The sequence below is a fragment of the Phycicoccus sp. Soil803 genome (assembly GCF_001429685.1).
In the GTDB taxonomy this organism is placed as follows: Bacteria; Actinomycetota; Actinomycetes; order Actinomycetales; family Dermatophilaceae; genus Pedococcus.
In genome coordinates this window covers 1862197-1886906 of the sequence record NZ_LMST01000001.1, presented here as the reverse complement: position 1 = coordinate 1886906, position 24710 = coordinate 1862197, and the positions used below count along the sequence as shown (strand labels likewise).

At 71.7% G+C, this 24710-nt stretch carries 25 protein-coding genes; 11 read left to right on the top strand and 14 right to left on the bottom strand.

The window, feature by feature from the left end; all coding sequences use genetic code 11:
- Positions 1–6: 6 nt before the first annotated feature.
- Positions 7–699, bottom strand: a complete 693-nt coding sequence (locus ASG95_RS08645) for a YdeI family protein (RefSeq protein WP_082592442.1) — start codon at positions 697–699, stop codon at positions 7–9.
- A complete protein-coding gene (locus ASG95_RS08640; protein WP_082593097.1) occupies positions 608–1987 on the bottom strand; it encodes an APC family permease in 1380 nt (459 codons plus the stop codon). Before ASG95_RS08640 ends, ASG95_RS08645 begins: the two co-directional genes overlap by 92 nt.
- Before the next feature lie 94 nt (positions 1988–2081).
- On the opposite strand from ASG95_RS08640, the gene ASG95_RS08635 reads away from it, so the two are divergent.
- On the top strand, positions 2082–3512 hold the full coding sequence (locus ASG95_RS08635; RefSeq protein ID WP_057378822.1) for a PLP-dependent aminotransferase family protein: 1431 nt from the start codon (positions 2082–2084) through the stop codon (positions 3510–3512).
- Here ASG95_RS08635 and ASG95_RS08630 read toward each other — a convergent pair.
- Both ASG95_RS08630 and dusB read right to left on the bottom strand, forming a co-directional pair.
- Positions 3497–5890: an excinuclease ABC subunit UvrA gene (locus ASG95_RS08630; protein WP_057377208.1), complete on the bottom strand. Its 2394-nt coding sequence runs from the start codon at positions 5888–5890 to the stop codon at positions 3497–3499. The genes ASG95_RS08635 and ASG95_RS08630 overlap by 16 nt on opposite strands.
- Before the next feature lie 104 nt (positions 5891–5994).
- The gene (gene dusB / locus ASG95_RS08625; RefSeq protein ID WP_057377207.1) at positions 5995–7194 is read right to left on the bottom strand and encodes a tRNA dihydrouridine synthase DusB; all 1200 of its coding nucleotides are present in this window, start codon (positions 7192–7194) and stop codon (positions 5995–5997) included.
- 38 nt (positions 7195–7232) lie between these two features.
- Here dusB and ASG95_RS08620 point away from each other — a divergent pair, with 38 nt between their 5' ends.
- Positions 7233–8081, top strand: coding sequence for a sulfurtransferase (locus ASG95_RS08620; protein WP_057377206.1), 849 nt, complete (start codon positions 7233–7235; stop codon positions 8079–8081).
- Positions 8082–8103: 22 nt separating this feature from the next.
- Here ASG95_RS08620 and ASG95_RS08615 read toward each other — a convergent pair whose 3' ends face one another.
- The 7 genes from ASG95_RS08615 to ASG95_RS08585 form a co-directional block, all read right to left on the bottom strand.
- Positions 8104–8712, bottom strand: a complete 609-nt coding sequence (locus ASG95_RS08615) for a response regulator transcription factor (protein ID WP_056923483.1) — start codon at positions 8710–8712, stop codon at positions 8104–8106.
- Positions 8709–9935, bottom strand: a complete 1227-nt coding sequence (locus ASG95_RS21770; protein ID WP_200961892.1) for a sensor histidine kinase — start codon at positions 9933–9935, stop codon at positions 8709–8711. The genes ASG95_RS08615 and ASG95_RS21770 overlap by 4 nt, the downstream gene beginning before the upstream one ends.
- A 56-nt stretch (positions 9936–9991) precedes the next feature.
- Entirely contained in the window at positions 9992–10783 is a 792-nt protein-coding gene (locus ASG95_RS08605) for an ABC transporter permease (RefSeq protein WP_057377204.1), read from the bottom strand.
- Positions 10780–11706 (bottom strand): ABC transporter ATP-binding protein, encoded by a 927-nt coding sequence (locus ASG95_RS08600; RefSeq protein ID WP_057378821.1) that lies wholly within the window; start codon positions 11704–11706, stop codon positions 10780–10782. Before ASG95_RS08600 ends, ASG95_RS08605 begins: the two co-directional genes overlap by 4 nt.
- 69 nt (positions 11707–11775) lie before the next feature.
- Complete coding sequence (locus tag ASG95_RS08595) at positions 11776–13038, bottom strand: hypothetical protein (protein WP_057377203.1); 1263 nt, start codon at positions 13036–13038, stop codon at positions 11776–11778.
- Complete coding sequence (locus tag ASG95_RS08590) at positions 13035–13571, bottom strand: SigE family RNA polymerase sigma factor (RefSeq protein ID WP_057377202.1); 537 nt, start codon at positions 13569–13571, stop codon at positions 13035–13037. The genes ASG95_RS08595 and ASG95_RS08590 overlap by 4 nt, the downstream gene beginning before the upstream one ends.
- Positions 13572–13704: 133 nt before the next feature.
- Positions 13705–15096 (bottom strand): glycine--tRNA ligase, encoded by a 1392-nt coding sequence (locus tag ASG95_RS08585; protein ID WP_056923488.1) that lies wholly within the window; start codon positions 15094–15096, stop codon positions 13705–13707.
- Between the two features lie 92 nt (positions 15097–15188).
- Here ASG95_RS08585 and ASG95_RS08580 point away from each other — a divergent pair, with 92 nt between their 5' ends.
- From ASG95_RS08580 to ASG95_RS08555, 6 genes are read left to right on the top strand one after another with little or no spacing between them, the layout of a single operon-like run.
- Complete coding sequence (locus ASG95_RS08580; protein WP_057377201.1) at positions 15189–16385, top strand: aminotransferase class I/II-fold pyridoxal phosphate-dependent enzyme; 1197 nt, start codon at positions 15189–15191, stop codon at positions 16383–16385.
- A gap of 33 nt (positions 16386–16418) precedes the next feature.
- A complete protein-coding gene (locus ASG95_RS08575; protein WP_056923490.1) occupies positions 16419–16703 on the top strand; it encodes a DUF6703 family protein in 285 nt (94 codons plus the stop codon).
- A 42-nt stretch (positions 16704–16745) separates the two neighbouring features.
- The gene (locus ASG95_RS08570) at positions 16746–17687 is read left to right on the top strand and encodes a metal ABC transporter substrate-binding protein (RefSeq protein WP_369820367.1); all 942 of its coding nucleotides are present in this window, start codon (positions 16746–16748) and stop codon (positions 17685–17687) included.
- Entirely contained in the window at positions 17684–18517 is an 834-nt protein-coding gene (locus ASG95_RS08565; RefSeq protein WP_057377199.1) for a metal ABC transporter ATP-binding protein, read from the top strand. Before ASG95_RS08570 ends, ASG95_RS08565 begins: the two co-directional genes overlap by 4 nt.
- The gene (locus ASG95_RS08560; protein WP_057377198.1) at positions 18514–19509 is read left to right on the top strand and encodes a metal ABC transporter permease; all 996 of its coding nucleotides are present in this window, start codon (positions 18514–18516) and stop codon (positions 19507–19509) included. The genes ASG95_RS08565 and ASG95_RS08560 overlap by 4 nt, the downstream gene beginning before the upstream one ends.
- Entirely contained in the window at positions 19506–19922 is a 417-nt protein-coding gene (locus ASG95_RS08555) for a Fur family transcriptional regulator (RefSeq protein ID WP_056923494.1), read from the top strand. The genes ASG95_RS08560 and ASG95_RS08555 overlap by 4 nt, the downstream gene beginning before the upstream one ends.
- 6 nt (positions 19923–19928) lie before the next feature.
- Here the strand turns inward: ASG95_RS08555 and ASG95_RS08550 are convergent, their stop codons facing one another.
- The 3 genes from ASG95_RS08550 to ASG95_RS22210 all read right to left on the bottom strand — a co-directional run bounded on the left by ASG95_RS08550 (position 19929) and on the right by ASG95_RS22210 (position 21730).
- Entirely contained in the window at positions 19929–20639 is a 711-nt protein-coding gene (locus tag ASG95_RS08550; protein ID WP_235543629.1) for an isoprenyl transferase, read from the bottom strand.
- A 68-nt stretch (positions 20640–20707) separates the two neighbouring features.
- Positions 20708–21544 carry a DNA repair protein RecO gene (recO, locus tag ASG95_RS08545; protein WP_056923496.1) on the bottom strand — a complete coding sequence of 279 codons (837 nt, stop codon included), beginning with the start codon at positions 21542–21544 and terminating at the stop codon, positions 20708–20710.
- A gap of 51 nt (positions 21545–21595) precedes the next feature.
- Complete coding sequence (locus ASG95_RS22210) at positions 21596–21730, bottom strand: hypothetical protein (protein ID WP_255358327.1); 135 nt, start codon at positions 21728–21730, stop codon at positions 21596–21598.
- A gap of 140 nt (positions 21731–21870) precedes the next feature.
- On the opposite strand from ASG95_RS22210, the gene ASG95_RS08540 reads away from it, so the two are divergent.
- The 3 genes from ASG95_RS08540 to ASG95_RS08525 form a co-directional block, all read left to right on the top strand.
- Positions 21871–22500: an alpha-ketoglutarate-dependent dioxygenase AlkB gene (locus ASG95_RS08540; protein WP_057377196.1), complete on the top strand. Its 630-nt coding sequence runs from the start codon at positions 21871–21873 to the stop codon at positions 22498–22500.
- Positions 22501–22579: 79 nt separating this feature from the next.
- Positions 22580–23713 (top strand): hypothetical protein, encoded by a 1134-nt coding sequence (locus tag ASG95_RS08535; protein WP_057377195.1) that lies wholly within the window; start codon positions 22580–22582, stop codon positions 23711–23713.
- Between the two features lie 354 nt (positions 23714–24067).
- On the top strand, positions 24068–24710 hold a 643-nt coding region (locus ASG95_RS08525; RefSeq protein WP_162259435.1), incomplete at both ends, for a DUF222 domain-containing protein.

Below are 24710 nucleotides of genomic sequence, written 5' to 3'. Positions count from 1 at the left end.
GCGAGCCTACGGCCGGGCGGCCCGCGCTGCCTCGGCGGCCCGCTCCACCCACTTCGGCTGGGTGCCGTAGCGCTGGCTCGGGATCAGCCGCCCCGCCGCGCTGTCCTCCACCAGCTGGGCCATCCGCTTGTCGCGGGTGGCCTCCTGCTTGGCGGTCACCACCCAGTGGATGGCGAGCCTCTGGTACGACGGGGTCGCGATCTCCCAGAACGCACTGGCGGCCGGGTCGCTCGCCAGCCGCGCGGCATACTCCGGCGGCAGCTCGACCTGACCCGCGCTCTCGTAGGAGTAGATGCCTGAGCGGTCCTCGCGGCGCAGCGCGTAGGCGGCCAGCCCCGATGGCTGCATCCGCCCCTCGGCCTTGAGCCGCTCGACGGCGGCGATGTTGATGGCGCTCCAGTTGCTGGTGGCCTTGCGGGGGGTCCAGCGCTGGCGGGTCGTGTCCTCGTCGATCCGCTGGGCGACCGAGTCGATCCAGCCCCAGCAGAGCGCCTCGATGACCGCCTGCTCCCAGGTCAGGCCGCGGTCGGGCACGTGCTTCTTGTAGAGACCCATCCAGAGCTCGGTCGCGCTGTCGTGGTTGGCCGCCAACCACGCGGCGAACTCCTCAGGCCCCGAGAAGAACGTCGCCGGCCGCTCCGCGGTCCCGCCCGGCGTCCCGATCTGGACCTGCCCCGAGGTCCGCTTCGTCGTACCCATGCACGCAGCCTGCCACGACCCGCCGACGGTCGTGCCACACCTGGTAGCCGACCGCCGCGGCTGCGACCCCGAGCGCCCAGAGCACGTGCCAGCCGTTCATGACCAGCAGGCCCAGTACCGAGACCAGTGCGACCACGGCGGTCCACCAGGCTCGTGAGCCGCGCTCCAGCAGGCGCACGGCCGCCGCCGTCCCCAGGACGTAGACCAGCGTGAAGCAACCGGTGGCCAACAGCATCAGCGGCGTGAGCCCGAGGTGCAGCACCTCCGAGGCGACCAGCCAGAGCACGGACTGCCCGGCGATCAGGGCCAGGCTGCGCCGCGGCACCCCGCCCTTCCCCGCGCCCACGGCGAGGTATGCCGGCAGCGCACCATCGCGGGCCAGTGCGGCTCCCAGCCGTGAGCCGCCCGCGTAGTAGGCGTTCATGGCCCCGACGGTGAGCAGCACCGCGACCACTGCGGTGACGACCCTGACCTCGCCGCCGACCCCCGCCGCCAGAAGGTCGGAGAGGGGTGCCTCGCTCGAGCCGGTGGCCGGCCCGAGCACCATCAGGCTGGTCGCCGCGAGCGCGAGGTAGAGGGTGCCGACGACCACCAGCGCGATGGCGGTCGCCCGGGGCACGTCGCGAGCCGGGCGCCGGTAGTCACCGGCGAGCGAAGCCACCGCCTCCCAGCCGGCGAACCCCCACACCAGCAGGGCCGCCGCCGAGCCCACCGCCCCCCAGCCGTGCGGTGCGAACGGCTGCAGGTTGTCCCACGACGCCCGGGGCAGGGCCGCGACGATGGTCACGAGCATGAGGGTCGCGAGCACCGCGGTCAGCCCCAGCTGGACCCGGCCGGAGAGGCGCAGGCCCGCGGCGTTCATCAACGCGACGCCCACGATCAGGCTCGCGGCCACCGCGACGGCGACCGTGCGCCCGCCGCCCACCGCGTCGGACACGTAGTGCCCCGCCATCAGCGATGCGGGCGGAGCACCCACCGGGACCGCGAAGTAGAAGCACCAGCCGACCGCGGCCGAGGCCCGCGGACCGAACGCGCGCCGCACGTAGGTCGACACTCCCCCGCTGTCGGGGAACCGGGCCCCCATCGCGGCGAAGGTCGAGGCGAGCGGGATGCTCAGCACCACCAGCGCGGCCCAGGCCACGAGGGACGCCGGTCCGGCGATCCCGGCCGCGATGGCCGGCAGGGTGATGACTCCCGTGCCGAGCACGGCGCCGATCGACAGGGCGGCGCCCTGCGGGATGCTCAGCCGAGCCTGCGTCGTCGCCGGGGCGGTCGGGGTCGTCGTCATGGGACCAGCCTCGTCGCTCATTGGCCCGGTCAGAAGGTCCATTCTTTGGTCATCTGATTGAGCCAATGCCCGGTCCCCGCCCTACCCTGTGGTGGTGGACCTGTACCTCGATCCCGACACGACCGGCAACCGGTCCGCGACCATCTACCGCGAGCTGCTGGAGGCCATCCTCGACGGACGGCTGGCCGCCGGCGAGCGGGTCCCGCCGAGCCGCGAGCTCGCGTCGTCACTGGGCGTCGCCCGCGGCACCGTCACCACGGCCTACGACCGGCTCACGGCCGAGGGCTTCCTGGTGACCCGGGTCGGCGCTGGCACCTTCGTGTGCGCCGACATCGAGCCACGACGGGCCCGGCGGGCGCCGGTCGGCGACCTGCGCCCCAGGCAGGTGTGGTCGGCGCTGCCGGCACCGGTGCCCGACGCGGCGCCCACCGAGTTCGACCTGTCGGTCGGCGGGCCGGACACCACGCTCTTCCCCCTCGCCGTGTGGCGCCGGCTCGTGTCCGCGACGCTGCGGCCGTCGCTGCTCACCGCCTCCGCCTACGAGGGTGGCGGCCACCCGGGGCTGCAGGCCGAGGTCGCCAGGTATGCCGGCCTGGCCAGGTCGGTGGTGGCCAGCCCCGATGACGTGCTCCTCACCAACGGCGCCCAGCAGGCCCTCGACGTCGTGGCCCGGGCCGTGCTCGACCCGGGCGATGTCGTCGTGGTCGAGGACCCGGGCTACACGGCTGCCGCCCGGCTCTTCGCCTCGCACGGCGCCACCGTGCGACCGGTCCGGGTCGACGAGGAGGGCCTCGTCGTCGACGACCTCCCCCGCGCCGCCCGGATGGTCTACGTGACGCCGTCCCACCAGTTCCCGACTGGTGCGGTCATGTCGCTGCGACGCCGGATCGCATTGCTGGAGTGGGCCTCTCGGCGCAACGTCGTCATCGTGGAGGACGACTACGACAGCGAGTTCCGGTTCGAGGACCGGCCCCTCGCGCCCCTGCAGAACCTCGACCGGGACGGTCGGGTGGTCTACGTCGGCTCGTTCTCCAAGACCCTCATGCCCTCGCTCCGGGTCGGCTACCTCATCGCCCCACGGTCCCTCCAGGACACCCTGCGCCAGGCCAAGCTGCTCACCGACTGGCAGGGCGACGCAGTGACCCAGGGGGCGCTGGCCCGGTTCATGGGCGAGGGACTGCTGTCCGCCCACGTCCGCAAGGTCACCAAGCTCTACGCGCGGCGCAGGCAGGCCCTGCTCGACGGCCTGGCCACGCTCCCCCACGGCGTCCTCGAGGTGCTGCCCTCGGCGGCCGGCCTGCACGTGTGCACCTACTTCACCGACCGCACCGTCGACGACGTGGCCGTGGCTGCTGCCGCGGCAAAAGCCGGGGTCGCGCTGGAACCCGTGTCGGTGCGGTTCCAGGGCACCACCCCGCGACCGGGCCTGGCGATGGGGTTCCGCCGGATCACCGTCGAGCAGGTGCCCGAGGCGGTGGCCCGGCTCGCGTCAGTCCTGCCGGCTCCCGGTCAGGCCCCGACGTAGAGCGCGAGGTGCTCGCCGGTCAGGGTCGACCGGTCGGCGACCAGGTCGGCCGGCGTCCCCTCGAAGACCACCAGCCCACCGTCGTGCCCCGCGCCCGGGCCGAGGTCGATGAGCCAGTCGGCGTGTGCCATCACGGCCTGGTGGTGCTCGATGACGATGACCGACTTGCCGGAGTCCACGAGCCGGTCGAGCAGGCCGAGCAGGTTCTCGACATCGGCGAGGTGCAGACCCGTGGTCGGCTCGTCGAGGACGTAGACGTCGCCCTTCTCCGACATCTGTGCGGCCAGCTTCAGGCGCTGGCGCTCGCCGCCGGACAGCGTCGTGAGCGGCTGGCCCAGGCTGAGGTAGCCCAGGCCCACGTCGGCGAGCCGGTCGAGCACCTTGTGGGCGGCCGGCGTCTTGGCGTCCCCGTCGGCGAAGAAGGCCTCGGCCTCGGTGACGGACAGGTCCAGCACGTCGGCGATGTTCTTGCCCCCCAGCGTGTACTCCAGCACCGCGGCCTGGAAGCGGCGGCCCTCGCACTCCTCGCAGGTCGACTCGACGGTGGCCATCACCCCCAGCTCGGTGAAGATGACGCCAGCGCCGTTGCAGGTGGGGCAGGCGCCCTCGGAGTTGGAGCTGAAGAGAGCCGGCTTGACGTCGTTCGCCTTCGCGAAGGCCTTGCGGATCGGCTCGAGCAGACCGGTGTAGGTGGCCGGGTTGCTGCGGCGGGAGCCCTTGATCGCGGCCTGGTCGATGACGACCACGCCGTCACGACCCGCGACGGAGCCGTGGATGAGCGAGCTCTTGCCCGAGCCGGCGACACCGGTGACGACGCAGAGCACGCCGAGCGGGATGTCGACACTGACGTCGCGCAGGTTGTGGGTCGAGGCGCCGCGGACCTCCATGGCGCCGGTCGACGCGCGCACCGCGTCCTTGAGCGCCGCCCGGTCGTCGAGGTGGTGACCGGTGGTGGTGTCGCTCGCCCGCAGACCGTCGACGCTCCCTTCGAAGCAGACCGTGCCACCGCCGGTTCCGGCGCCGGGACCGAGGTCGATGACGTGGTCGGCGATCGCGATGGTCTCGGGCTTGTGCTCGACGACGAGCACCGTGTTGCCCTTGTCGCGCAGCTGGAGCAGGAGCTCGTTCATCCGCTCGATGTCGTGCGGGTGCAGGCCGATCGTGGGCTCGTCGAAGACGTAGGTGACGTCCGTGAGCGACGAGCCGAGGTGGCGGATCATCTTGGTGCGCTGCGCTTCCCCCCCGGACAGCGTGCCGGCCGGCCGGTCGAGGGAGAGGTAGCCCAGGCCGATCTCGGTGAACGAGTCGAGCACGTGCTGCAGCCCTGCCAGCAGCGGTGCGACGGAGGGCTCGGCCAGGTCGCGGACCCAGGCCGCCAGGTCGCTGATCTGCATCGTGCAGAGGTCCGCGATGTTCTTCCCCTTGATCCGCGAGGACCGGGCTTCCTTGCTCAGCCGGGTGCCTTCGCACTCGGGGCACGTCTGGAAGGTGATGGCGCGCTCCACGAACCGCCGGACGTGCGGCTGCATGGCCTCGACGTCCTTGGACAGCATCGACTTCTGGATCTTGGGGATGACGCCCTCGAAGGTGAGGTTGACGCCCTCGACGTTGATCTTGGTCGGCTCCGCGTAGAGCATCGTCTCGAGCTGCTTCTTGGTGAAGGAGTCGATCGGCTTGTCCATCGGCAGCCCCATGCCCTCGAAGAGCCTCCCGTACCAGCCGTCCATCGAGTAGCCCGGCACGGTCAGGGCGCCCTCGCGCAGCGACTTCGTCTCGTCGTACAACGCGGTCAGGTCGAAGTCGGAGACCGACCCCATCCCCTCGCAGCGGGCGCACATGCCGCCCAGGTAGACCTGGTTCTGGACCACGGCCTTCTCGACCCGGCCGCCGGCCTTCTCGGTGCTCATCACCCCGCTGGCCTTGCGGGTCGGGACGTTGAACGAGAACGCAGTGGGTGGTCCGATCTGCGGGTCGCCGATCCGGCTGAACAGGATGCGCAGCATGGCGTTGGCGTCGGTGGCGGTGCCCACGGTGGAGCGTGGGTTCGCCCCCATCCGCTCCTGGTCGACGATGATCGCCGTCGTGAGCCCCTCGAGGAGGTCGACGTCAGGGCGGGCCAGGGACGGCATGAAGCCCTGGACGAAGGCGCTGTAGGTCTCGTTGATCATCCGTTGCGAGTCGGCGGCGATGGTGCTGAAGACCAACGAGCTCTTGCCCGATCCTGAGACCCCCGTGAAGACGGTCAGGCGACGCTTCGGGATCTCGACGCTGACGTCCTTGAGGTTGTTCTCGCGGGCGCCGTGGACGCGGATCAGGTCGTGGCTGTCGGCCGGATGCATCCCGGTCGAGGTCGCCTGCGTGGTCGTGCCCCTGCTCATCGTGTCTCCCTCGTGAACCGATCGGTGCGCCCGAGCCAGCCTAGCCACGGCCCTCGCTGGGGGTCTTCTCGATTCCTGACGGAACCACGTGCGGCGCCGGTGGGTCAGCCGCCGGAGACGGAGAGCTCGGCCTCGGCGACCGCCTGCCGGTGCGCCTCACTGAGCTCGCGGCTGTCGAGCCACCCCTCGGGCAGGGCGACGTGGCGCGGCGAACCCGCCCGCCCACGCTGGCCCTCGGCGGCGTCTCCCGGCCAGGGCGCCCCGGAGTCCATCGTCGCGATCAGCTCGTCCAGGGCCGCCAACGAGTCGACCAGCGCGAGGTGGTGGCGCACGGTGGAGCCGGCCGGGAAACCCTTGAGGTACCAGGCGATGTGCTTGCGGATGTCGCGGCAGGCCTTGTACTCGTCGTCGTAGAAGTCGATGAGGTACTCGGTGTGGCGGCGCATGGTGGCGGTCACCTCGCCGAGGGTCGGCTCGACCCGCGCCGGGGTGCCGGCGAAGGCCGCCGCGAGGTCGGTGAACAGCCAGGGTCGACCCAGGCAGCCGCGGCCGACCACGACCCCGTCGCAACCGGTCTCCCGCGTCATCCGCACGGCATCCTCGGCCGACCAGATGTCGCCGTTGCCGAGGACCGGGATCGTCCTCACGGTCTCCTTGAGTCGCGCGATGGCGGTCCAGTCGGCCTCACCCGAGTAGGCCTGGGACGCGGTCCGCCCGTGCAGCGCCACGGCTGCGACGCCGGCGCGCTCCGCCATCAGCCCGGCCTCGAGGTAGGTCAGGTGGTCGTCGTCGATGCCCTTGCGCATCTTCACGGTGACCGGCACGTCGTACGGGCTCGCCTCGCGCACCGCCCCACGCACGATGGCCTCGAAGAGGTCGCGCTTCCACGGCAGGGCGGCGCCGCCGCCCTTGCGGGTCACCTTGGGGACCGGGCAGCCGAAGTTGAGGTCGATGTGGTCGGCGCGGTCCTCGGTGACGAGCATCCGCACGGCTGCCGCGACGGTGACGGGGTCGACGCCGTAGAGCTGGATCGACCGTGGGTCTTCTTCGGGGTCGTGCTCGATCAACCGCATCGACTCCGGCGTCCGCTCCACGAGCGCGCGGGAGGTGATCATCTCGCTGACGTACAGAGAGGTCGCGCCGGTCGCGCCACCCTCGTCCAGCCCTTGGTTGCCGTACTCACGGCACAGCTTGCGGAACGCCCGGTTGGTGATGCCCGCCATCGGCGCCAGCACGACGGGCGACTCGATGGTGTGGCGCCCGATGGTGAGCGGCGGCAGCAGGGCGGCAGTGGTGGCGGTCATGGCCGCACCAGTGTCCCATCTGGTGCTTGACTGGCCGAATGCGTGCCCTGACCAGCGCCGACGAGCTGCTCGCCGACCTGACCCGCGACCCCCGCTCCGTGGTGCTCGTCGACGTGCAGTGGAACCTCACGACCACGGCCGGCCCACCAGGGCGTGACCGGTATGCCGCGGCGCACCTGCCGGGGGCCCACTACGTCGACCTCGACGCCGAGCTGGCCGGCCCGCCCGGTCGCGGGGGTCGGCACCCGCTCCCCCAGGCCCACTCCGTCGCCGCGGCGGCCCATCGGTGCGGGGCCGACAACGACTCGCGCATCGTCGTCTACGACCAGGGCCCGTCGTTCGGGGCGGCTCGGGCCTGGTGGGTGCTGCGCTACTTCGGGGCCAGCGACGTGCGGGTGCTCGACGGTGGCCTGGCCGCGTGGCGCGCCGCCGGCGGACCCGTCACCAGCACGCTGCCTGAGCCCGGGGCCGGGACCTTCGAGGCGCATGCGGGTGGGATGCCGGTGGTCGATGCGTCGGGGGCGGCCGAGGTCGCCCGGACCGGCGTCCTGCTCGACGCCCGCGCCGCGGAGCGGTTCCGTGGGGAGCACGAACCCATCGACCCAGTGGCCGGCCACATCCCCGGGGCGGTCAGCGCCCCCACCACCGAGAACCTCGGCCCGGACGACCGCTTCCTCGATGCCGGGGTGTTGCGGGAGCTGTTCTCCAGCAAGGGAGTTCCCGCAGCCGGCCCCGTCGGTCCGGTCGCGGCATACTGCGGCTCCGGCGTGACCGCCGCGCACGAGGTGCTCGCACTGCACGAGGCAGGCATCGAGGCGGCCTTGTATGCCGGGTCGTGGAGCGAGTGGATCACCGACCCCAGCCGGCCGGTCGCCACCGGCGACTGAGGCAGCCAAGCAACCGGTTCGGTCAGAGCCAGCCGTACTCGTCGGCGATCCGGACGGCGTCGGCGCGGTTGCGCGCCATGGTCTTGCCGATCGCGGAGGACAGGTGGTTGCGGACGGTCCCCTCGGAGAGGCTGACGTCCCTGGCGATGTCGGCCACCGAGCCGCCCTCGCGGGCCGCGATGAGCACCTCGGTCTCCCGCGCCGTCAGGGGTGACTCGCCTCCTGCCAGCGAGTCGGCGGCCAGGGCCGGGTCGACGACCCGCAGCCCGGAGTGCACCCGGCGGACCGCCTCGGCCAGCTGTCGGGCCGGGGTGTCCTTGACGACGAAGCCGCTGGCGCCGGCCTGGAGCGCACGACGCAAGAACCCGGGCCGCCCGAACGTGGTCACGATGAGCACCCGCACCCCGGGCATCGCCTCGTGCAGCGCCGCGGTGGCGGCGATGCCGTCGAGCCCGGGCATCTCCACGTCCACCAGCGCCACGTCCGGCTTGCTGGCCCGAGCGGCAGCGACGACCTCGTCGCCGCTGCCCACCTCGGCGACGACCTCCATGTCCGGTTCGAGCCCGAGCAGCGTCGCAAGGGCGCCGCGCACCATCGCCTGGTCGTCGGCGAGCAGCAGTCGGATCGTCATGCCTCCACCCTCTCGTGCGAGTCTGGCGCCGCGGGGTGCGGGTCCTGTGCTGACCTCACCGACAGCTCGAAACCGTGCGGGGGCACGGTCCTCGTGGCCATCCGGGCGCCCACCGCCTCGGCACGCTCCTGAAGGCCGATCAGACCGGTGCCCGGGACACCGGGCTGGTGCCCGACACCGTCATCCGCGATGGTGATGCCGCGTTCGTCGAGGGTGACCCGGCACGTGGTCGCCTCGCTGTGTCGGATCACGTTGGTCACGCCCTCGCGCAATGTCCAGGCACACAGCTCGCGCAGGTGGCTGGGCACCGCGTCGGCGGCGGTGGGCAGGTCGGCCTCGATGCCTGCTGCGGCGAGCGACGAGCGAGCCCGGGCCAGCTCCGCGGGAAGGGTCATCTCGCGGAACCCGGCGACGGCCTGGCGCACGTCGGCGAGGGCGTCACGGGCGAGGCGTTCGAGGTCGGCCACCTCGACCTTGGCCCGCTCCGGGCTGACCTCCATGAGCCGGGCGGCGAGCTCGGCCTTGACGGTGATGACGGTCAGGCTGTGGCCGAGGATGTCGTGGACGTCCCGGGCCATCCGGTTGCGTTCGTCCTGGACCGCCAGCCGGGCGTTCTCCTCCCGCGCCTCCGCCAGTGCCCGCTGCCGCTGCGAGGCGATCATGCCCCCGGTGACGGCGGCCATCGCGAGCACCATCGACATGCTGATGCTGGCGTCGTGGCTCCATCCGTCGACGTGGAAGGTGAGGAACTCGTAGATGCCGACGAGGAGTCCGCCGATGACCCACCCGATCCGCAGCCGGAAGGTCCAGAGCCCCGAGACCGCCAGGAAGACCCAGGTGCTGGCACCCTCCTGACCGATGGTGGCCGTCGTCAGCACGGCGAGCAGCGCGAGTCCGGCCCAGTAGAACAGGCCGATCCGCGTGACGTACCACGATCCGGCGATCGAGCCGCGGCTTCCCCAGACCGCCGCTCGCAGGTGGGTGAAGTGCAGGAGATAGAGGAGCACGAAGAGTGCGAGCAGGATCAGTCCGGTGTCACCGCGCAGGTTCTGGCGCTGTCGCCAGGCCTCGGTGAACGCGTCGGAGAGGAAGACCAGCCAGATGCCGGCGAAGAACGTCCCGACGACGCGGCCCAGAGGCCCGTTCTCCTCGGGTCCGCCCACGAGCCCTTCGCCCGGGCGCGCCTGCGCCGGGGCCGCTCGTCGCTCTTCTCGTCCGCCCACGGCCACCAGCCTCTCAGAGTCGGTCGCCGGGGCGGACGCGAAGGGCAGCAGGTCCCTCAGACGCGGGCGGTGTCGCGTCGGAACCGCCATGCCGCGCCTCCCGCGAAGACCGCCAGCCAGACGAGCACGTTCACCACGGCCGACCACCCGGGCGACTCTCCGGTGAGCGGCGCGTGGGTCAGCTGGCTCACGCCGTACATGGGGGTGAACTTCGCGATGGTCTGGAAGGTGTGGCCCATCTGGTCGAGCGGGGTGAAGAGCCCGCCGAGGAAGGCCAGCAGGGCGAGCCCGGGCCCGAGGATCTGCATGACGTTGTCGCTGGGGAGCAGATAGCCCATGAACACCCCGAAGGCAGCGAAGACCAGGGACCCCACCCAGGCGATCAGCGCCGTCTCCCACCACAGGTGGTGGCCCATCTGCGCCTGCGTCAGGGCCCCCGCGGCATACACGACGACGATGGACATCGCGCCGAGCAGCATCGCCACGAGCACCTTCACCGCGATGTAGGCGGTGGGCGTCAACGGGGTGAGCCGGAGCTGGCGGCTCCACCCCTGGCTCCGCTCGCTCGACACCATGGCGCCGCCCGCCGTGGTCGAGAGCATGGCGCCGTAGAGCGCCATCGAGATCATGATCGCTGCGGCCCAGTTGCCGTGCGGCCCGGCGCTCTGGAGCGAGTAGTCCTTGCCCGTGCCGAAGAGCAGGAAGAACACCACGGGCAGGACGATCGAGAAGATCACCGTCCGGCGGTTGCGCAGCAGGCGGCGCAGCTCGATGCGCAGCAGCGTGGTGTTGAACCCACCGAGGGGCGGCACCGCCCGCTCGGGGACCGTGGCGCTGGCCGTGGTCATGACTGGTCCTCCTCGGTGGTCAGCGAGATGAAGGCGTCCTCGAGCCCCCGAGAGGTGATCTCGAGGTCGTGGGCGGCCGTGGCGCTCAGCAGGTGACGGGCGACGGCATCGCTGTCGGTCGTGGCGATGAGGACGGAGTCACCACGCACCTCGACCGTCTCGACGCCCGGAAGCCCTTGCAGGGCAGTCGCATCCGCATCAGGAAGGGTGGCCCTGATGGTGCGACCGGACACCAGCGCCTTCACCTGGGCGGCGGTGCCGTCGGCGACGACCTGCCCGTGGCTGATGAGGACGATGCGGTCCGCGTAGGCGTCCGCCTCCTCCAGGTAGTGGGTCGCGAACAGCACGGTCCGTCCCTGCGCGGCGTCCTCACGGATGGCGGCCCAGAAGTCCCGCCGCCCCGTGACGTCCATGCCGGTGGTGGGCTCGTCGAGCACCAGCAGCTCCGGGTCCGGCAGGAGCGCCATCGCGAACCGCAGCCGTTGCTGCTGGCCACCGGAGCACTTGCCGACCCGGCGGTCGCCGAGGTCGGAGATGCCAGCTCGCGCCAGCACCTCGGAGACGGGGCGGGTGTCGCTGAACAGGCTCGCGGTCAGCCGCAGCGTCTCCGCGACAGTGAGGTCCTTGAGCAGGCCACCGGTCTGCATGACGGCCGAGACCAGCCCGTGGCGGACCGCCGCGGACGGCTCCATGCCGTAGACCTGCACGCTGCCGCCGTCCGGTCTCGACAGGCCGAGCATCAGGTCGATCGTCGTGGTCTTGCCGGCGCCGTTCGGGCCGAGGAAGGCGATGATCTCACCGGGCCGCACGGTCAGGTCGATCCCCCGCACCGCACGGACACTGCCGAAGCTCTTGGTGAGCCCCCGGAGCTCGATGGCGGGCACCGCGGTGGTGCGCGCTTGAAGTGCCTGCGTCTGCGTCATGCCGACCACCGTGCCGCGGGCGGGCGTCACCAGCCCCACACAGTCGTCACGAGCCGACCATGACGTCTGTCAGTCGCGTCGGCCGACGTTCAGGGCGACCGGGGTGGCCGGGTCGTCCGGCGCTCCGGTGGTGATCCGCGAGACGTCGAAGACCTCCCCGGTGGTCGTCTTCCACGCCAGGATCCAGCGACCGTGGCTGCCCACCGACTGGAAGAGGACGGTCTGGTCGTCGGCCCAGCCGAGCACGGTGCAGCAGCCCTTGAACCGTCCGGTCTGCCCGTCCGGGTTCTCCGGCGCGAGCAGCACCTTGGCCGCCCCGGACGCGGGCTCGACGACCAGCAGGCCCTGGTAGATCGGGCCGAACCCCCTGCGGATCACGGTCGAGGTGATGTTCTGGTCGAAGAACGCACCGGTGGCGGCCAGCTGCTCGGTGTTGACCGTCTCGCCGTCCAGCCCGGTCACCGGGCTGCGCACGGGAGTGGACTCCAGCGGCGCGCCGTTCGGGTCGAACCGCGTCACCCGGACGTCGGCCGGCACGGTGTCGCCGGCGGTCACCCTGAAGACTCCTTCGTAGCCGTTGCGCACCGCCACCGCAGGCGTGCCCGGCTCGGAGGGGTCGATCGCCCAGGTGCCGTCGGACGACCGGGCGATGACCAGGGTCCCCGCGGCGTTCCAGCCGGCCCACTCCACGTGCTCCGAGGGGACCGGGTAGGACACCGTGGCGCCGGTCCGGGTGTCGAGCCGCACGACGTGGTCTCGCTGGGGGAAGACGACGTAGCGGCCGCCTCCGCCGACCGCCCGCGGCCCCAGCGGCGTGGCCTGGTTGCCGCTTGCGTCGGTGGTCCGGACGAGGGCGACGCCGGCGACCTCGAGCTGGCGGCCGTCGCCGGTGACGAGCACCGGGTGGAAGCGTTCGCCGTCCTGGCGCAGGTAGACGGCCACGACCGAGGCCGGCGGCCGGGCCGGCGAGAACGCCTCAGTCCTGGCCCTGACGTCGATCGTCGACGGCAGCCCGGCGTCGAAGTCGGGCAGCTGCGCCTCCTTGCCCTCCGGGGGCATGACCGCGTATGCCGTGCCGTCCGAGAGCGTGCCCCGGCTGGCTGTCGTGGTGGACGAGATGGCGGGGCGGGGCTTCGCGTCGTCGGACCCGCCCAGCTGGACGGCGGTCACGGCGAGCGCCGCCGCGGCGAGCGCTCCCGCGCCGGTGACGAACCTGCGTCGGCGACTGCGGCGACCGTCGAGCGCCGCGTTCCAGGCGTGCTCGGCGAAGTCGCGCTCGACGACGTCCTCCGTCGCCCGCTCCAGCAGGGCGCTCAGGTCACGGTCGGTCATGACGGCTCCTCGGTCGACAGGTGCTGTCCGGTCAGGTGCGGCGCGAACTCCGGCAGGAGCATGCGCAGCCTGGCGAGCGCGGCGTGCGTCTGGCTCTTCACCGTGCCCACGGAGACGCCGAGTGCCTCGGCCGTGTCCGCCTCGGTGCGGTCCTCGAAGAACCTGAGCACCACCACCGCGCGTTGCTTCGGGGTCAGCTGCCCGAGGGCCCGCAGCAGGTCGACGCGCTCCCCGGCCCGCGTCGACCGGTCCGGCTCGGTCCCGTCGAGCTCGAGCTCCGGGAAGAGCGAGAGGCTCTCGCGCCGGGTCCGGCGCCACGACGACACCGCGTCGCGGTAGAGGATGCGGCGGACGTAGGCGTCCGGGTTCTCGTGGCGCAGCCGCTCCCACCGCGTGGCGAGCTTGGCCAGGGCGCCCTGCAGGAGGTCCTCGGCGAGGTGCAGGTCGCCGCAGACGAGGAACGCCGCGCGCAGGAGGCGGTGTTGTCGGGCTCGCACGTACCGCGCGAACTCCGCATCCACCTCCTGCTGCATACCCACCTCCAGCCGCCCCGACCGGCCCCACTGACCCGCGCCAGCGAGGGCTCCCACCCCCAGTAACGCACGGGCGTGGTCAAAAGGTTGGCCCACGGCATACCGAAGATCCCTGGCGGGGCCACCGCTGCGGTCAGCAGCCGAGCAGGCGCCCGCCGAGGTACTCCTCGACCTTGTCGAGCGACACGCGCTCCTGGGCCATGGAGTCCCGCTCGCGGATCGTCACGGCGTGGTCCTCGAGGGTGTCGAAGTCCACCGTGATGCAGAACGGCGTGCCGATCTCGTCCTGGCGACGGTAGCGGCGACCGATCGCCCCGGCGTCGTCGAAGTCGATGTTCCAGTGCTGGCGCAGGGTGGCGGCGAGGTCGCGGGCCTTCGGCGACAGGTCGGTGTTGCGCGACAGGGGCAGCACGGCCGCCTTGACCGGGGCGAGGCGCTTGTCGAGCTTGAGCACCACCCGCTTGTCGACACCGCCCTTGGTGTTGGGTGCCTCGTCCTCGGTGTAGGCGTCGACGAGGAAGGTCATCAGCGAGCGCGACAGACCGGCCGCGGGCTCGATGACGTAGGGGGTGTACTTCTCGCCGCTGGCCTGGTCGAAGTAGACGAGGTCGGTGCCGGAGTGCTCGCTGTGGGTCTTGAGGTCGAAGTCGGTGCGGTTGGCGATGCCCTCGAGCTCACCCCACTCGCTGCCCGTGAAGCCGAAGCGGTACTCGATGTCGACGGTGCGCTTGGAGTAGTGGCTGAGCTTCTCCTGCGCGTGCTCGTAGTGCCGCAGGTTGTCGGGGTTGATGCCGAGGTCGGTGTACCAGCGGGTGCGCTCGTCGATCCAGTACTGGTGCCAGTCCTCGTCCTCGCCGGGCTTGACGAAGAACTCCATCTCCATCTGCTCGAACTCGCGGGTGCGGAAGATGAAGTTGCCCGGCGTGATCTCGTTGCGGAAGCTCTTGCCGGTCTGGGCGATCCCGAACGGCGGCTTGCGGCGGGCGGAGTTCATCACGTTGAGGAAGTTGAGGAAGATGCCCTGCGCGGTCTCGGGGCGCAGGTAGTGCAGGCCCGACTCGTCCTCGACGACACCGAGGTAGGTCTTGAGCAGGCCGGAGAACTGGCGGGGCTCGGTCCACTGGCCGCGCGTGCCGCAGTTGGTGCAGGCGACGTCGGCCAGGCTGACGTCGTCGGGGTTCTCGATGCCCTTCTTCTCGGCGACGGCCTCTTGCAGGTGGTCGGCCCGGAACCGCTTGTGGCAGGACAGGCACTCGACCAGCGGGTCGGAGAAGGTGGCCACGTGGCCGGAGGCCTCCCACGTCTGGCGGGGCAGGATCACGGAGGAGTCGAGGCCCACGACGTCGTCGCGACCGGTGACCATGGTCCGCCACCACTGCCGCTTGATGTTCTCCTTCAGCTCCACGCCCAGCGGCCCGTAGTCCCACGCGGACCTCGTACCGCCGTAGATCTCACCGCAGGGGAACACGAACCCGCGGCGCTTGCAGAGGGAGACGACGGTGTCGACGGTGGAGGGTGCAGCCATGCGCGCAAGGCTACTGTGCGCCTGCTCGCCCCTCGACGGGGTATGCCGCGCGGCCTACGCTCGACCGCACACCCACCGTCCGAGGGGGCCCCGTGAGCGACCGTCCCGTCTCCGAGCGCAGCGTCCGCATCGGCGACGCCGCCCCGTTCCGGATGTTGTTCGAGTTCGCGCGGAAGTCGGGCTACCAGGAGCGCCGCCTCGAGCCCGGTGTCCTGGACTTCACCTTCGGCGACCCGCACGAGATGCCGATCCCGGAGTACGTCGAGGCCCTGCGCGCTGCGGCCGTGCCCGGCGACGAGCTGTGGTTCGCCTACAAGTTCAGCCTCGTGGAGGCGCAGGAGGCCGCGGCCGCCTCGCTCCGCAAGGTCGTGGACCTGCCGTGGACCGCCGACCGGATCCGGATGACCACGGGGGGCTTCGGGGCGATCACGCTGTCGATGAAGGCGGTGGCCGACCCCGGCGACGAGGTGGTCTACAGCCTGCCGCCGTGGTTCCTCTACGAGGCGCTGGCGCTGGAGGCCGGACTGGTGCCCGTGAAGGTCCGCATCGACCCCGACACGTTCGACCTCGACCTCGACGCGATCGCCGCCGCGATCACCCCCCGCACGCGGCTGGTGGTGGTCAACTCCCCCAACAACCCGACCGGCCGGATCTACCCGGAGCCCACCCTGCGCGCGCTGGCCGCCCTGCTGGAGGAGGCCTCGGCCCGCAACGGGCGGCGGATCTACCTCATCTCCGACGAGCCCTACAACCGGATCGTCTTCGACGGTGCGCGGTTCCGCAGCCCCGCGGAGTTCTACCCCCACACCATGCTCTGCTACAGCTACGGCAAGACCCTGCTCGCGCCCGGCCAACGGCTCGGCTACCTCGCCCTCCCACCGCAGATGCCGGATGCCGACCAGGTCATCGACGCCGTCGAGAGCCTGCAGGTGGCCGCGGGCTGGCTGTTCCCGAACGCGGTGATGCAGTACGCCGTCCCCCGCCTCGAGACGCTCTCCCTCGACGTCGCGCACCTGCAGGCCAAGCGCGACCGGATGACCGTGGCGCTGCGTGCGATGGGGTACGACGTCGCCACCCCCGAGGGCACCTTCTACCTCTTCCCGAGGTCGCCGTTGGCCGACGACGAGGCGTTCGTGGGCCGGCTCGCCGACGCGGGGGTCCTGGTGATGCCCGGGCGGTTGTTCGAGACGCCGGGGTTCTTCCGGATCTGCCTGACCGCCACCATGGACACCATCGAGGCGAGCCTGCCGATCTTCGCAGCCGTCCTCGACCAGGTCCGCGCCGACTGACGACCCAGCCGGCTGACGACATAGGGTTTCGCCGTGTCCTCCCTGCGTGAACGCGTCACCGACGCCAGCCTGCCCGTCGTCAACACCCTGAACCGACTGCCGCGAGCGGTCCCCTTCCTCGTCGTGCTCGCCCTCATGGTGGCCGGGATCTTCGTCCCGGGCTGGGGCTGGGTGTTCCTGGCCGTGGTGGTCGCCTTCCTGGCGTGGACCCTCTACCTGGCCTGGCCGGCGCTCGACGCCGCGGCCCGCGCCGGACGCGTGGCCGTCCTGCTCATCGCCGTCGCCATCACGGTCACCCAGGCGCTGCCGCGCAGCTGACGACTTTGACAATCGTTCTCATTTCAGATGAGAATGATTGTCATGACGCGTCGCCCCCTCGGTCTGCTCGCAGGCCTCCTGTCCATCGCCGTGGTCTCCGCCTGTGGCTCGACCGGGGGGCGCGGCGCCGACGACGGCCGGCTCGAGGTGGTCGCGGCCTTCTACCCCCTGCAGTACGCCGTGCAGCAGGTCGGCGGCCAGCACGTCGCGGTGGAGGGACTGACCAAGCCCGGGGCCGAGCCCCACGACCTCGAGCTGAGCCCGCGCCAGGTCGCCACGATCGCGCAGGCGGACGTCGTCGTCTACGAGGCGCACTTCCAGCCGGCGGTCGACGCCGCCGTCGACGAACAGGCCAGGAAGACCGCGTTCGACGTGTCCTCCGCGGCCCGGCTCGACCTGGTCGCGGTCGAGGACGGGCACGACCACGGCGGCGAGACCGAGGAGGAGCACGCCGAGCACGGCGCCCGGGACCCCCACTTCTGGCTCGACCCGCTGCGCTACGCCGACGTCGGCGACGCCATCGCCGCCCGGCTGGCCGAGCGCGACCCGGCCGACGCCGCGGCATACCGAGCGAACGCAGCCGCGTTCCGCGCCTCGATGACCACCCTCGACGGCGAGTTCCGCACCGGCCTGAAGTCCTGCGCCATCGACGAGCTGGTGACGTCGCACGCCGCCTTCGGCTACCTGTCGCAGACCTACGGCTTCCACCAGGAGTCGATCACCGGGCTGACCCCCGACGCCGAGCCGAGCCCGGCCGCCCTGGCCGAGCTCACCCGGCACATCCGCGCGACCGGCGCGAGCACCGTGTATGCCGAGACGCTCGTCAGCGAGGACGTGGCCCGCACGCTCGCCCGGGAGACCGGTGCCAGACTGGCCGTGCTCGACCCCATCGAGGGCATCACCTCCGCGTCCGCCGGCCGCGACTACCCCAGCGTGATGCGGGCCAACCTGAAGGTCCTGCGTGCCGGACAGGAGTGCTCATGACGACCACCGAGGGCACGCCCATCATCGAGCTGCGGCACGCCTCCTTCGGCTATGCCGACCAGGCGTTGGTCACCGGCGCCACCCTCGCGATCCACCCCGGCGAGGTCGTCGCGGTCCTGGGGCCCAACGGGTCGGGCAAGTCGACCCTGGTACGTGGCCTGCTCGGCCTCAACGACCACCTCGGCGGCGACGTCGAGCTGTTCGGCCAGCCGCGGGAGTCGTTCTCCGACTTCGCCCGGCTGGGCTACGTCCCCCAGCGACACACCCTGTCGGCGTCGGTGCGCGCCACCGTCGCGGAGATCGTGGCCGTCGGCCGCCTCTCCCACCACCGGTGGTGGCGTCCGGTGGTCAGGTCGTCGAAGGACGCCGCGATCATCGACCGTGCCCTCGACGTCGTCGGGCTCAACGACCGCGCGCACGCCGACGTCGCCACCCTGTCGGGCGGCCAGCAGCGTCGGGTCCTGATCGCCCGCGCCCTGGCCTCCAACCCCGACGTGCTCCTCATGGACGAGCCGACCGCGGGCGTCGACACCGCGAACCAGCAGGTGCTCTCGACCGTCCTCGCCCGGCTCGCTGCCAGGGGCACCACGATGGTCATCGTGACGCACGAGCTCGCAGCCCTGGCCGACATCGTCACCCGGATCGTCGTGGTGCAGGGTGGACACCTCGTCTTCGACGGCTCACGTGACGAGTTCGCTTCCAGGACAGGCGAGTTCGCGTCGTCGATCGACGGCCACCACCATGAGGACGAAAACCGCGTGCGCTCCCCCAGGCTCCCCGGCGCCCCCTCGGCCGGTCCGCTCGACCCCCGCGGAGGTGGGCACTCATGAGCGAGCTCCTCTCCCTCGACTTCATGCGGCAGGCCCTCATCGCCGCTGTCCTGGTCGGCATCGCCGCTCCCCTCGTCGGGGTCTTCCTGGTGCAGCGTCGGCTGTCCCTGATCGGCGACGGGATGGGCCACGTGGCGCTCGCCGGGGTGGCCGTCGGCGTCCTCACCGGGCAGGCGCCCGTCCTCACCGCCCTGGTGGCGGCGGTCGCTGCCGCGGTGGCCATCGAGCTGATCCGCGGGCGCGGCCGGACGAGCGGCGACATCGCCCTCGCGGTGATGTTCTACGGCGGCATCGCCGCCGGCGTGGTGATCATCGCCAAGTCGCCGAGCAGCAGCCCGGCCAACCTCACGGCATACCTCTTCGGTGCGATCACCACGGCCGACCAGAAGGACCTCTGGGTCTTCGCGGGGCTGGCGCTGGTCGTCCTCGTCGGCACCTGGCTGCTGCGGCCCTGGCTGTTCGCCGCGGCCAACGACGAGGAGTACGCACGAGCCAGCGGGCTGCCCGTCACCGGGCTCAACATCGCCCTGGCCGTGCTGACCGCCGTGACCGTCGTCGTCTCGATGCGGGTCGTCGGGCTGCTGCTCATCAGTGCGCTGATGATCATCCCCAACGCCACCGCGCAGCTGCTCGGCCGCAGCTTCCGCGCCTCGACGCGCTGGGCCGTCGCCGTCGGCGTGGTCTCCAGCGTCGGTGGGGTGATCGCGTCGTTCTACGCCGAGACCCCGTCCGGCGGGACGATCGTGCTGCTGGCGATCGGCTTCTTCGTCGTGGCGGCCACGGTCACCGCGGCAGTCGCCAGGGCCCGCGCCCACCAGCACCGGCGGGCCGAGCGGCACGACCACGAGCACGGCCCGGAGTGCGGCCACCCGGCGGTCGCGCACGGTGACCACGTGGACTACGTGCACGACGGCCACCGCCACGCACCGCACGAGGGCCACTACGACGAGCACGACTCGACCCACCAGGCGAAGGAGGCGGCCCAGCCATGACCGGCACCCGCGAACGCCCCACCCTCGAGGGCACCCGTCGCCCGACGCGGCAGCGCACCGCGGTGGCAGCGGTGCTCGCCGAGACCGATGAGTTCCGGTCCGCCCAGGAGCTGCACGCCATCCTGCGCGAGGCCGGCGACAAGGTCGGCCTCGCGACGGTCTACCGCAACCTGCAGGCGATGGCCGCCGACGGCGAGATCGACATGCTGCGCACCGACGACGGTGAAGCCGTCTACCGCGCGTGCTCGACCGGACACCACCACCACCTGGTGTGCCGGGTGTGCGGCCGCACCGTCGAGGTCGAGGGACCGACCGTCGAGGCCTGGGCGAACAAGGTCAGCGCGGAGCACGGGTTCACCGACGTCCACCACACCCTGGAGATCTTCGGCACCTGCGCCGACTGTTCTCGCTGACGCGCCTCAGGTCGTGGCGCGGTCGACCGCCCCGCCGTAACGACGGTCCCGCTCGGCATAGGTCTGGATCGCCGCCCACAGGTGGCGTCGGTCGTAGTCGGGCCAGAGCGTGTCCTGGAAGACCAGCTCGGCGTAGGCGCTCTGCCACAGCAGGAAGTTCGAGGTGCGCTGCTCCCCCGACGACCGCACGAACAGGTCGACGTCGGGCATGTCGGGTTCGGGGAGGTGTCGCGCGATGGTCCTCTCGTCGATCGAGCCCGGCTTGAGCTTGCCGCGCTGCACCTGCTCGGCGATCCGCTGCACGGCGTCCGCGATCTCGGCGCGGCCGCCGTAGTTGACGCAGAAGTAGAGGGTCAGCCCGGTGTTGTCCTTGGTGAGCTCCTGGGCTGTCTCAAGCTCCTTGATGACCGAGCCCCAGAGGCGTGGGCGGCGCCCCACCCAGCGCATCCGCACACCCCACTCGTGGAGCTGGTCACGGCGCCGGCGGATCACGTCGCGGTTGAAGCCCATCAGGAAGCGCACCTCGTCGGGGCTGCGCTTCCAGTTCTCGGTCGAGAAGGCGTAGGCCGACAGGTGGGTCACCCCGGCCTCGATCGCCCCGGCCGTCACGTCGAGCAGCGCCGCCTCGCCGGCCTCGTGCCCCTTCGTGCGTGGGAGACCCCGTTGGTTGGCCCAGCGGCCGTTGCCGTCCATGACGATGGCGACGTGGCGCGGCACGAGCTCCCTTGGGAGAGAGGGAGGTTGGGCTCCGCTCGGGTGGGCGAACGGCTTCGGGTATGCCGCGCTCACGCTTGCGCCTGCGCGGCGGCGTGCGCCTCTTCCACCGTCTTCACCACGCTGAGTGGGGCCGGCGCCCACGTCACGCGGGAGTCGAGCCTCGGCTGCGCGTCGGGGTCCCGTCGATCCACGAGGCGCAACGATCGCACACCCTTCTCGAGGTGCCACTGGAGGAAGGCGCTGGCCAGGGTGCTGCCCTCTCTGCGGTGACGTCCCTGCGACGCGTCGGCGACGACCCAGTCGCCGGCGAGCAGGGCGGCCAGCAACGACAGCGTCTCCGGCGCCGGCGCCGCGGAGCCGACCGGACGGCATACCGGGCACACCGTGCCACCCGCCGCGAGGTTGAACGCGCGGTGCGGACCCTCGGCCCCGCACCGGGCACAGTCGTGGAAGCTCGGCGCCCAGCCGGCGATGGCGAGGGCCCGGAGCAGGTAGGCATCGAGCACCAGGCCGGGGTCGTGCAGCCCCTCGGCCATCGAGCGCAACGCGCCCTGGAGCAGGAGGTACTGCTGGAGGTTTGGCTCGCGCTCCTCGGTGAGCCGGTCCGCGGTCTCGAGCATCGCGGCCGCGGCGGTGTAGGTCGTGTAGTCGCGGGCCAGCACGTCACCCCACGAGGCGAGCGACTCGGCCTGGGTCACGGTGTCGAGGTTGCGGCCCTCGTAGCACTGGACGTCGACCATCATGGCCGGCTCGAGCCGCGCCCCGAAGCGGCTCTTGGTGCGGCGCACGCCCTTGCCCACGACCCGCACCTTGCCCAGCCCGCGGGTGAGCAGCGTGACGATGCGATCGGCCTCACCCAGCTTCTGGGTGCGCAGGACGATTCCCTCGTCGCGGTACAGGGGCATGACCCCATTGTCGCAAGTCCCGACCCGGAAGCCGGTATGCCGTGCCGACGGTCAGCCGCGCAGCCCGAGACCGAAGAAGGCCAGGGCGACGATGACGAGGATGACCACGACCGCGACCAGGCCCGCCCAGAGCCCACAGGCCAAGCCGCGGGCCAGCTGGTCGTCCTCGGGGCGACGCTCGGTCATGGGACGACGGTAGCGTCCCGCACCCGAGCCCGGCGACCGTGCTGGGGCCGACCCACGACGGGCTGCGGGCCGCGCTGACCGCCCACCTCGACGCCGTCAGGGACTAGAACACCTGTTCGAATGTGAGTTAGAGTGCCGACATGTCCACGGCATTCCAGGGCTCCCTGCTCGACACCGGTGACGACATCGCGCTGCACGCGCTGACCGACGGCCTGCACCGCACCCCGCTCAGCCGCGGGGCGTGGGTGGACTACCGGCCCGGGTGGCTCGCGGGCGCCGACACTCTGTTCGAGCTGCTCCACCACGAGGTCCCGTGGCACGCGGAGCGCCGCGAGATGTACGACCGCATGGTCGACGTGCCCCGCCTCCTCAAGTTCTACGACGAGGACGAGCCCCTCCCACACCCTGCGCTGACGCAGGCCCGCGAGGCGCTGAGCAGCCACTACGCCGCCGAGCTGGGCGAGCCGTTCGTGACGTCGGGCCTGTGCCTCTACCGCGACGGACGCGACTCGGTGGCCTGGCACGGCGACCGGATCGGCCGCTCCAAGGACCTCGACACGATGGTGGCGATCCTCTCGATCGGCTCGGCCCGCTCCCTGATGCTGCGTCCGCGCGGCGGCGGCGCCTCGATGGGCTTCTCGCTCGGCCACGGCGACCTGGTCGTGATGGGTGGCTCCTGCCAGCGCACCTGGGACCACGCGATCCCCAAGACCACCAAGGCGGTCGGCCCGCGGATCTCGATCCAGTTCCGACCTCGCGGGGTGCGTTGACCGGCGTTCGGAAGACACCGGTTGCGCCGGTATGCCATGATTCGCCGACTTCGCACATCTGATTCTTGGGGGAACCACCGTGTCGCGCCGCCTGCTCGCAGCCCTTGCCGCCGCCCTTCTGCTCCTGCTCGGGACCACCACGGCGGCCCAGGCCGACCCCAACGACATCAGCATCACCCTGCCCGGCGGGAACTTCGGCGAGGACCGCACCCCGCTGTTGACCGGCACCGGCGACCCGCTCTACCCCGTCCACGTGCTCGTCAACGGGGTCGAGGCCACGGCGGTGACCCCCGCCACTGACGGGACCTGGTCCTTCCAGCTGGTCGACCCGCTCCCGCAGGGCGAGCAGGCCGAGATCAGGGCTCAGGTCCGGGACAACTTCGACGAGGTGATCGCCGAGGCGGTGACTTACTACTACGTGCTCCCCCCGGTGGTTCCGCTCGTCATCACCGAGCCGTCCTCAGGCCAGAAGATCAGCGGTCACTTCGACCTCCGGGCCACTGCGACCGACCAAGGCGCCACGTATCGGATCTACGTCGATGGCCAGCCGATTGACGCCTCGATCGGTTTCGAGGACCTTGGCTCCTTGCTGGCCTTCGTGGACCTCGAGGACTTCGCCGATGGCCCCCACCAGCTCCAGCTCCGGGGCAAGGATGCGTGGGGCCGCCAGCTCGCGTCGCAGGTCGTCGACGTCGTCGGCGACTCCACCGGTCCGCCGAAGCCGGTGATCACCTCACCCGCCGCCCACGAGGTCGTCACGTCGCACCACGTCGTCATCTCGGGCACCGCCGTGCCGGGCCAGGAGCTGTCCGTGGTCGGCTGGGAGTCCGGCGAGCCTGCCTGCGAGCAGAAGACGGTCGTGGCCGATGCGGACGGGCGGTGGTCCTGCGACCTGCTCGCCCGGTCGATCGACTACCTCGACGGCAAGCGCATCGAAGTCCACCTCACCGCGTGGTCCTACGACGAGATCGGCAACCGCTCCAACGCCGACATGGTGCCGTTCATCCTCGATCTGCGAGCCACGGCCCCCACCCCGACCGATCCGGCCGTGCCGGCTCCGGCCGACCCGGCCTCGGCGGTGCCGGCCGCGGCTGCTGCCCCTGAGCTGGCGAACACCGGTCCGACGACCGGCCCCGGCCTGGCCGTGGCGCTGCTGCTCATCGCTGCGGGTCTGGCGCTCACCACGTTCTCGCGCAGGCTGCCCCAGCACTGAGGTCTCGACCGCCTCCGACCTCGCGGGGCTGCTGACCAGCCCTGCCGAACCGCGCCCACCACTGGCTAGGTTCATGGGTTGACGTTCGAACGTATGTTCGAANCCCGGCGCCGCCCCTGGCGGCCGCCGATGCGGTGCGTCAGGTGCACACCGTGCTCGACCGCTGTGCTCCCGTTGACGACCTCGATGGGTATGCCGCGTCGCGCCTCCTCGGCGACGTCCAGCGGGCCAGGACCCGGCTGGAGGCGATGGAGCTCTCGCTGGTGGCCGTGGTGGACAAGTCACCCGTCGCCGCCGACGCCGGGATGACCGGCACCGCGGCCTGGCTGGCCGCCCGGTCCCGACGGGATANNNGACGGCCACCAAGGCGGCGTTGGGCGAGGGCGAGGTGACCACCGAGCACGCCAGGGTGATCGCCACCACGGCCGAGCAGTTGCCGACCGGGCTCGACTCGACGGAGCGGGCGGCGATCGAGGAGTCGCTCGTGGCGGTGGCCAAGCGGGTCGACCCGGCCGCGTTGCGCCGCAAGGCCCGACGAGCCCTGGAGGCGGCGCAGCGGTCCCGGGCCGAGGTCGACGCCCACGAGGACGCGGTGCTGCGCGGCGAGGAAGAGCACGCCCTCGCCGCGACGAAGCTGACCCTGCACGACAACCACGACGGCACCACCACCGGACACTTCACCGTGCCCACGCTCGCCGCCCACATCCTCAAGAAGGTCGTGCAGCAGATGGCGTCGCCGCGCCGGTTCGCCCAGCAGGCGGCCCGTCGGGCCCGAGCCGAGGCGTCCGCCGGTGCTGCGTCACTGACCACAGACCAGGTCGCCGAGGCGACCTGGGACGCGTTCCGGGCCGAGGACCTGGACTGGTCCCAGAAGTACGGGCGGGCGTTCGTCGAGCTCCTCGAGCACCTGCCCACCGACCACCTGTCCGGCAAGGTCAACGCCACCGTCCTGGTCACCCTCGACCACGACCAGCTCAAGGCCTCGCTCGGCGCGGCG

Coding starts and splice junctions, on each gene's coding strand:
- ASG95_RS08605 (WP_057377204.1), bottom strand. CDS start 10,783: ATGACCACGGCCAGCGCCACGGTCCCCGAGCGGGCGGTGCCGCCCCTC.
- ASG95_RS08595 (WP_057377203.1), bottom strand. CDS start 13,038: ATGACCGACCGTGACCTGAGCGCCCTGCTGGAGCGGGCGACGGAGGAC.
- recO (WP_056923496.1), bottom strand. CDS start 21,544: ATGCCCCTGTACCGCGACGAGGGAATCGTCCTGCGCACCCAGAAGCTG.
- ASG95_RS08585 (WP_056923488.1), bottom strand. CDS start 15,096: ATGGCTGCACCCTCCACCGTCGACACCGTCGTCTCCCTCTGCAAGCGC.
- dusB (WP_057377207.1), bottom strand. CDS start 7,194: ATGACCGCCACCACTGCCGCCCTGCTGCCGCCGCTCACCATCGGGCGC.
- ASG95_RS08590 (WP_057377202.1), bottom strand. CDS start 13,571: ATGCAGCAGGAGGTGGATGCGGAGTTCGCGCGGTACGTGCGAGCCCGA.
- ASG95_RS08640 (WP_082593097.1), bottom strand. CDS start 1,987: ATGACGACGACCCCGACCGCCCCGGCGACGACGCAGGCTCGGCTGAGC.
- ASG95_RS22210 (WP_255358327.1), bottom strand. CDS start 21,730: ATGACCGAGCGTCGCCCCGAGGACGACCAGCTGGCCCGCGGCTTGGCC.
- ASG95_RS08570 (WP_369820367.1), top strand. CDS start 16,746: ATGACGCGTCGCCCCCTCGGTCTGCTCGCAGGCCTCCTGTCCATCGCC.
- ASG95_RS08565 (WP_057377199.1), top strand. CDS start 17,684: ATGACGACCACCGAGGGCACGCCCATCATCGAGCTGCGGCACGCCTCC.
- ASG95_RS08600 (WP_057378821.1), bottom strand. CDS start 11,706: ATGACGCAGACGCAGGCACTTCAAGCGCGCACCACCGCGGTGCCCGCC.
- ASG95_RS08620 (WP_057377206.1), top strand. CDS start 7,233: ATGCGTGCCCTGACCAGCGCCGACGAGCTGCTCGCCGACCTGACCCGC.
- ASG95_RS08630 (WP_057377208.1), bottom strand. CDS start 5,890: ATGAGCAGGGGCACGACCACGCAGGCGACCTCGACCGGGATGCATCCG.
- ASG95_RS08645 (WP_082592442.1), bottom strand. CDS start 699: ATGGGTACGACGAAGCGGACCTCGGGGCAGGTCCAGATCGGGACGCCG.
- ASG95_RS08555 (WP_056923494.1), top strand. CDS start 19,506: ATGACCGGCACCCGCGAACGCCCCACCCTCGAGGGCACCCGTCGCCCG.
- ASG95_RS08560 (WP_057377198.1), top strand. CDS start 18,514: ATGAGCGAGCTCCTCTCCCTCGACTTCATGCGGCAGGCCCTCATCGCC.
- ASG95_RS08540 (WP_057377196.1), top strand. CDS start 21,871: ATGTCCACGGCATTCCAGGGCTCCCTGCTCGACACCGGTGACGACATC.
- ASG95_RS08615 (WP_056923483.1), bottom strand. CDS start 8,712: ATGACGATCCGACTGCTGCTCGCCGACGACCAGGCGATGGTGCGCGGC.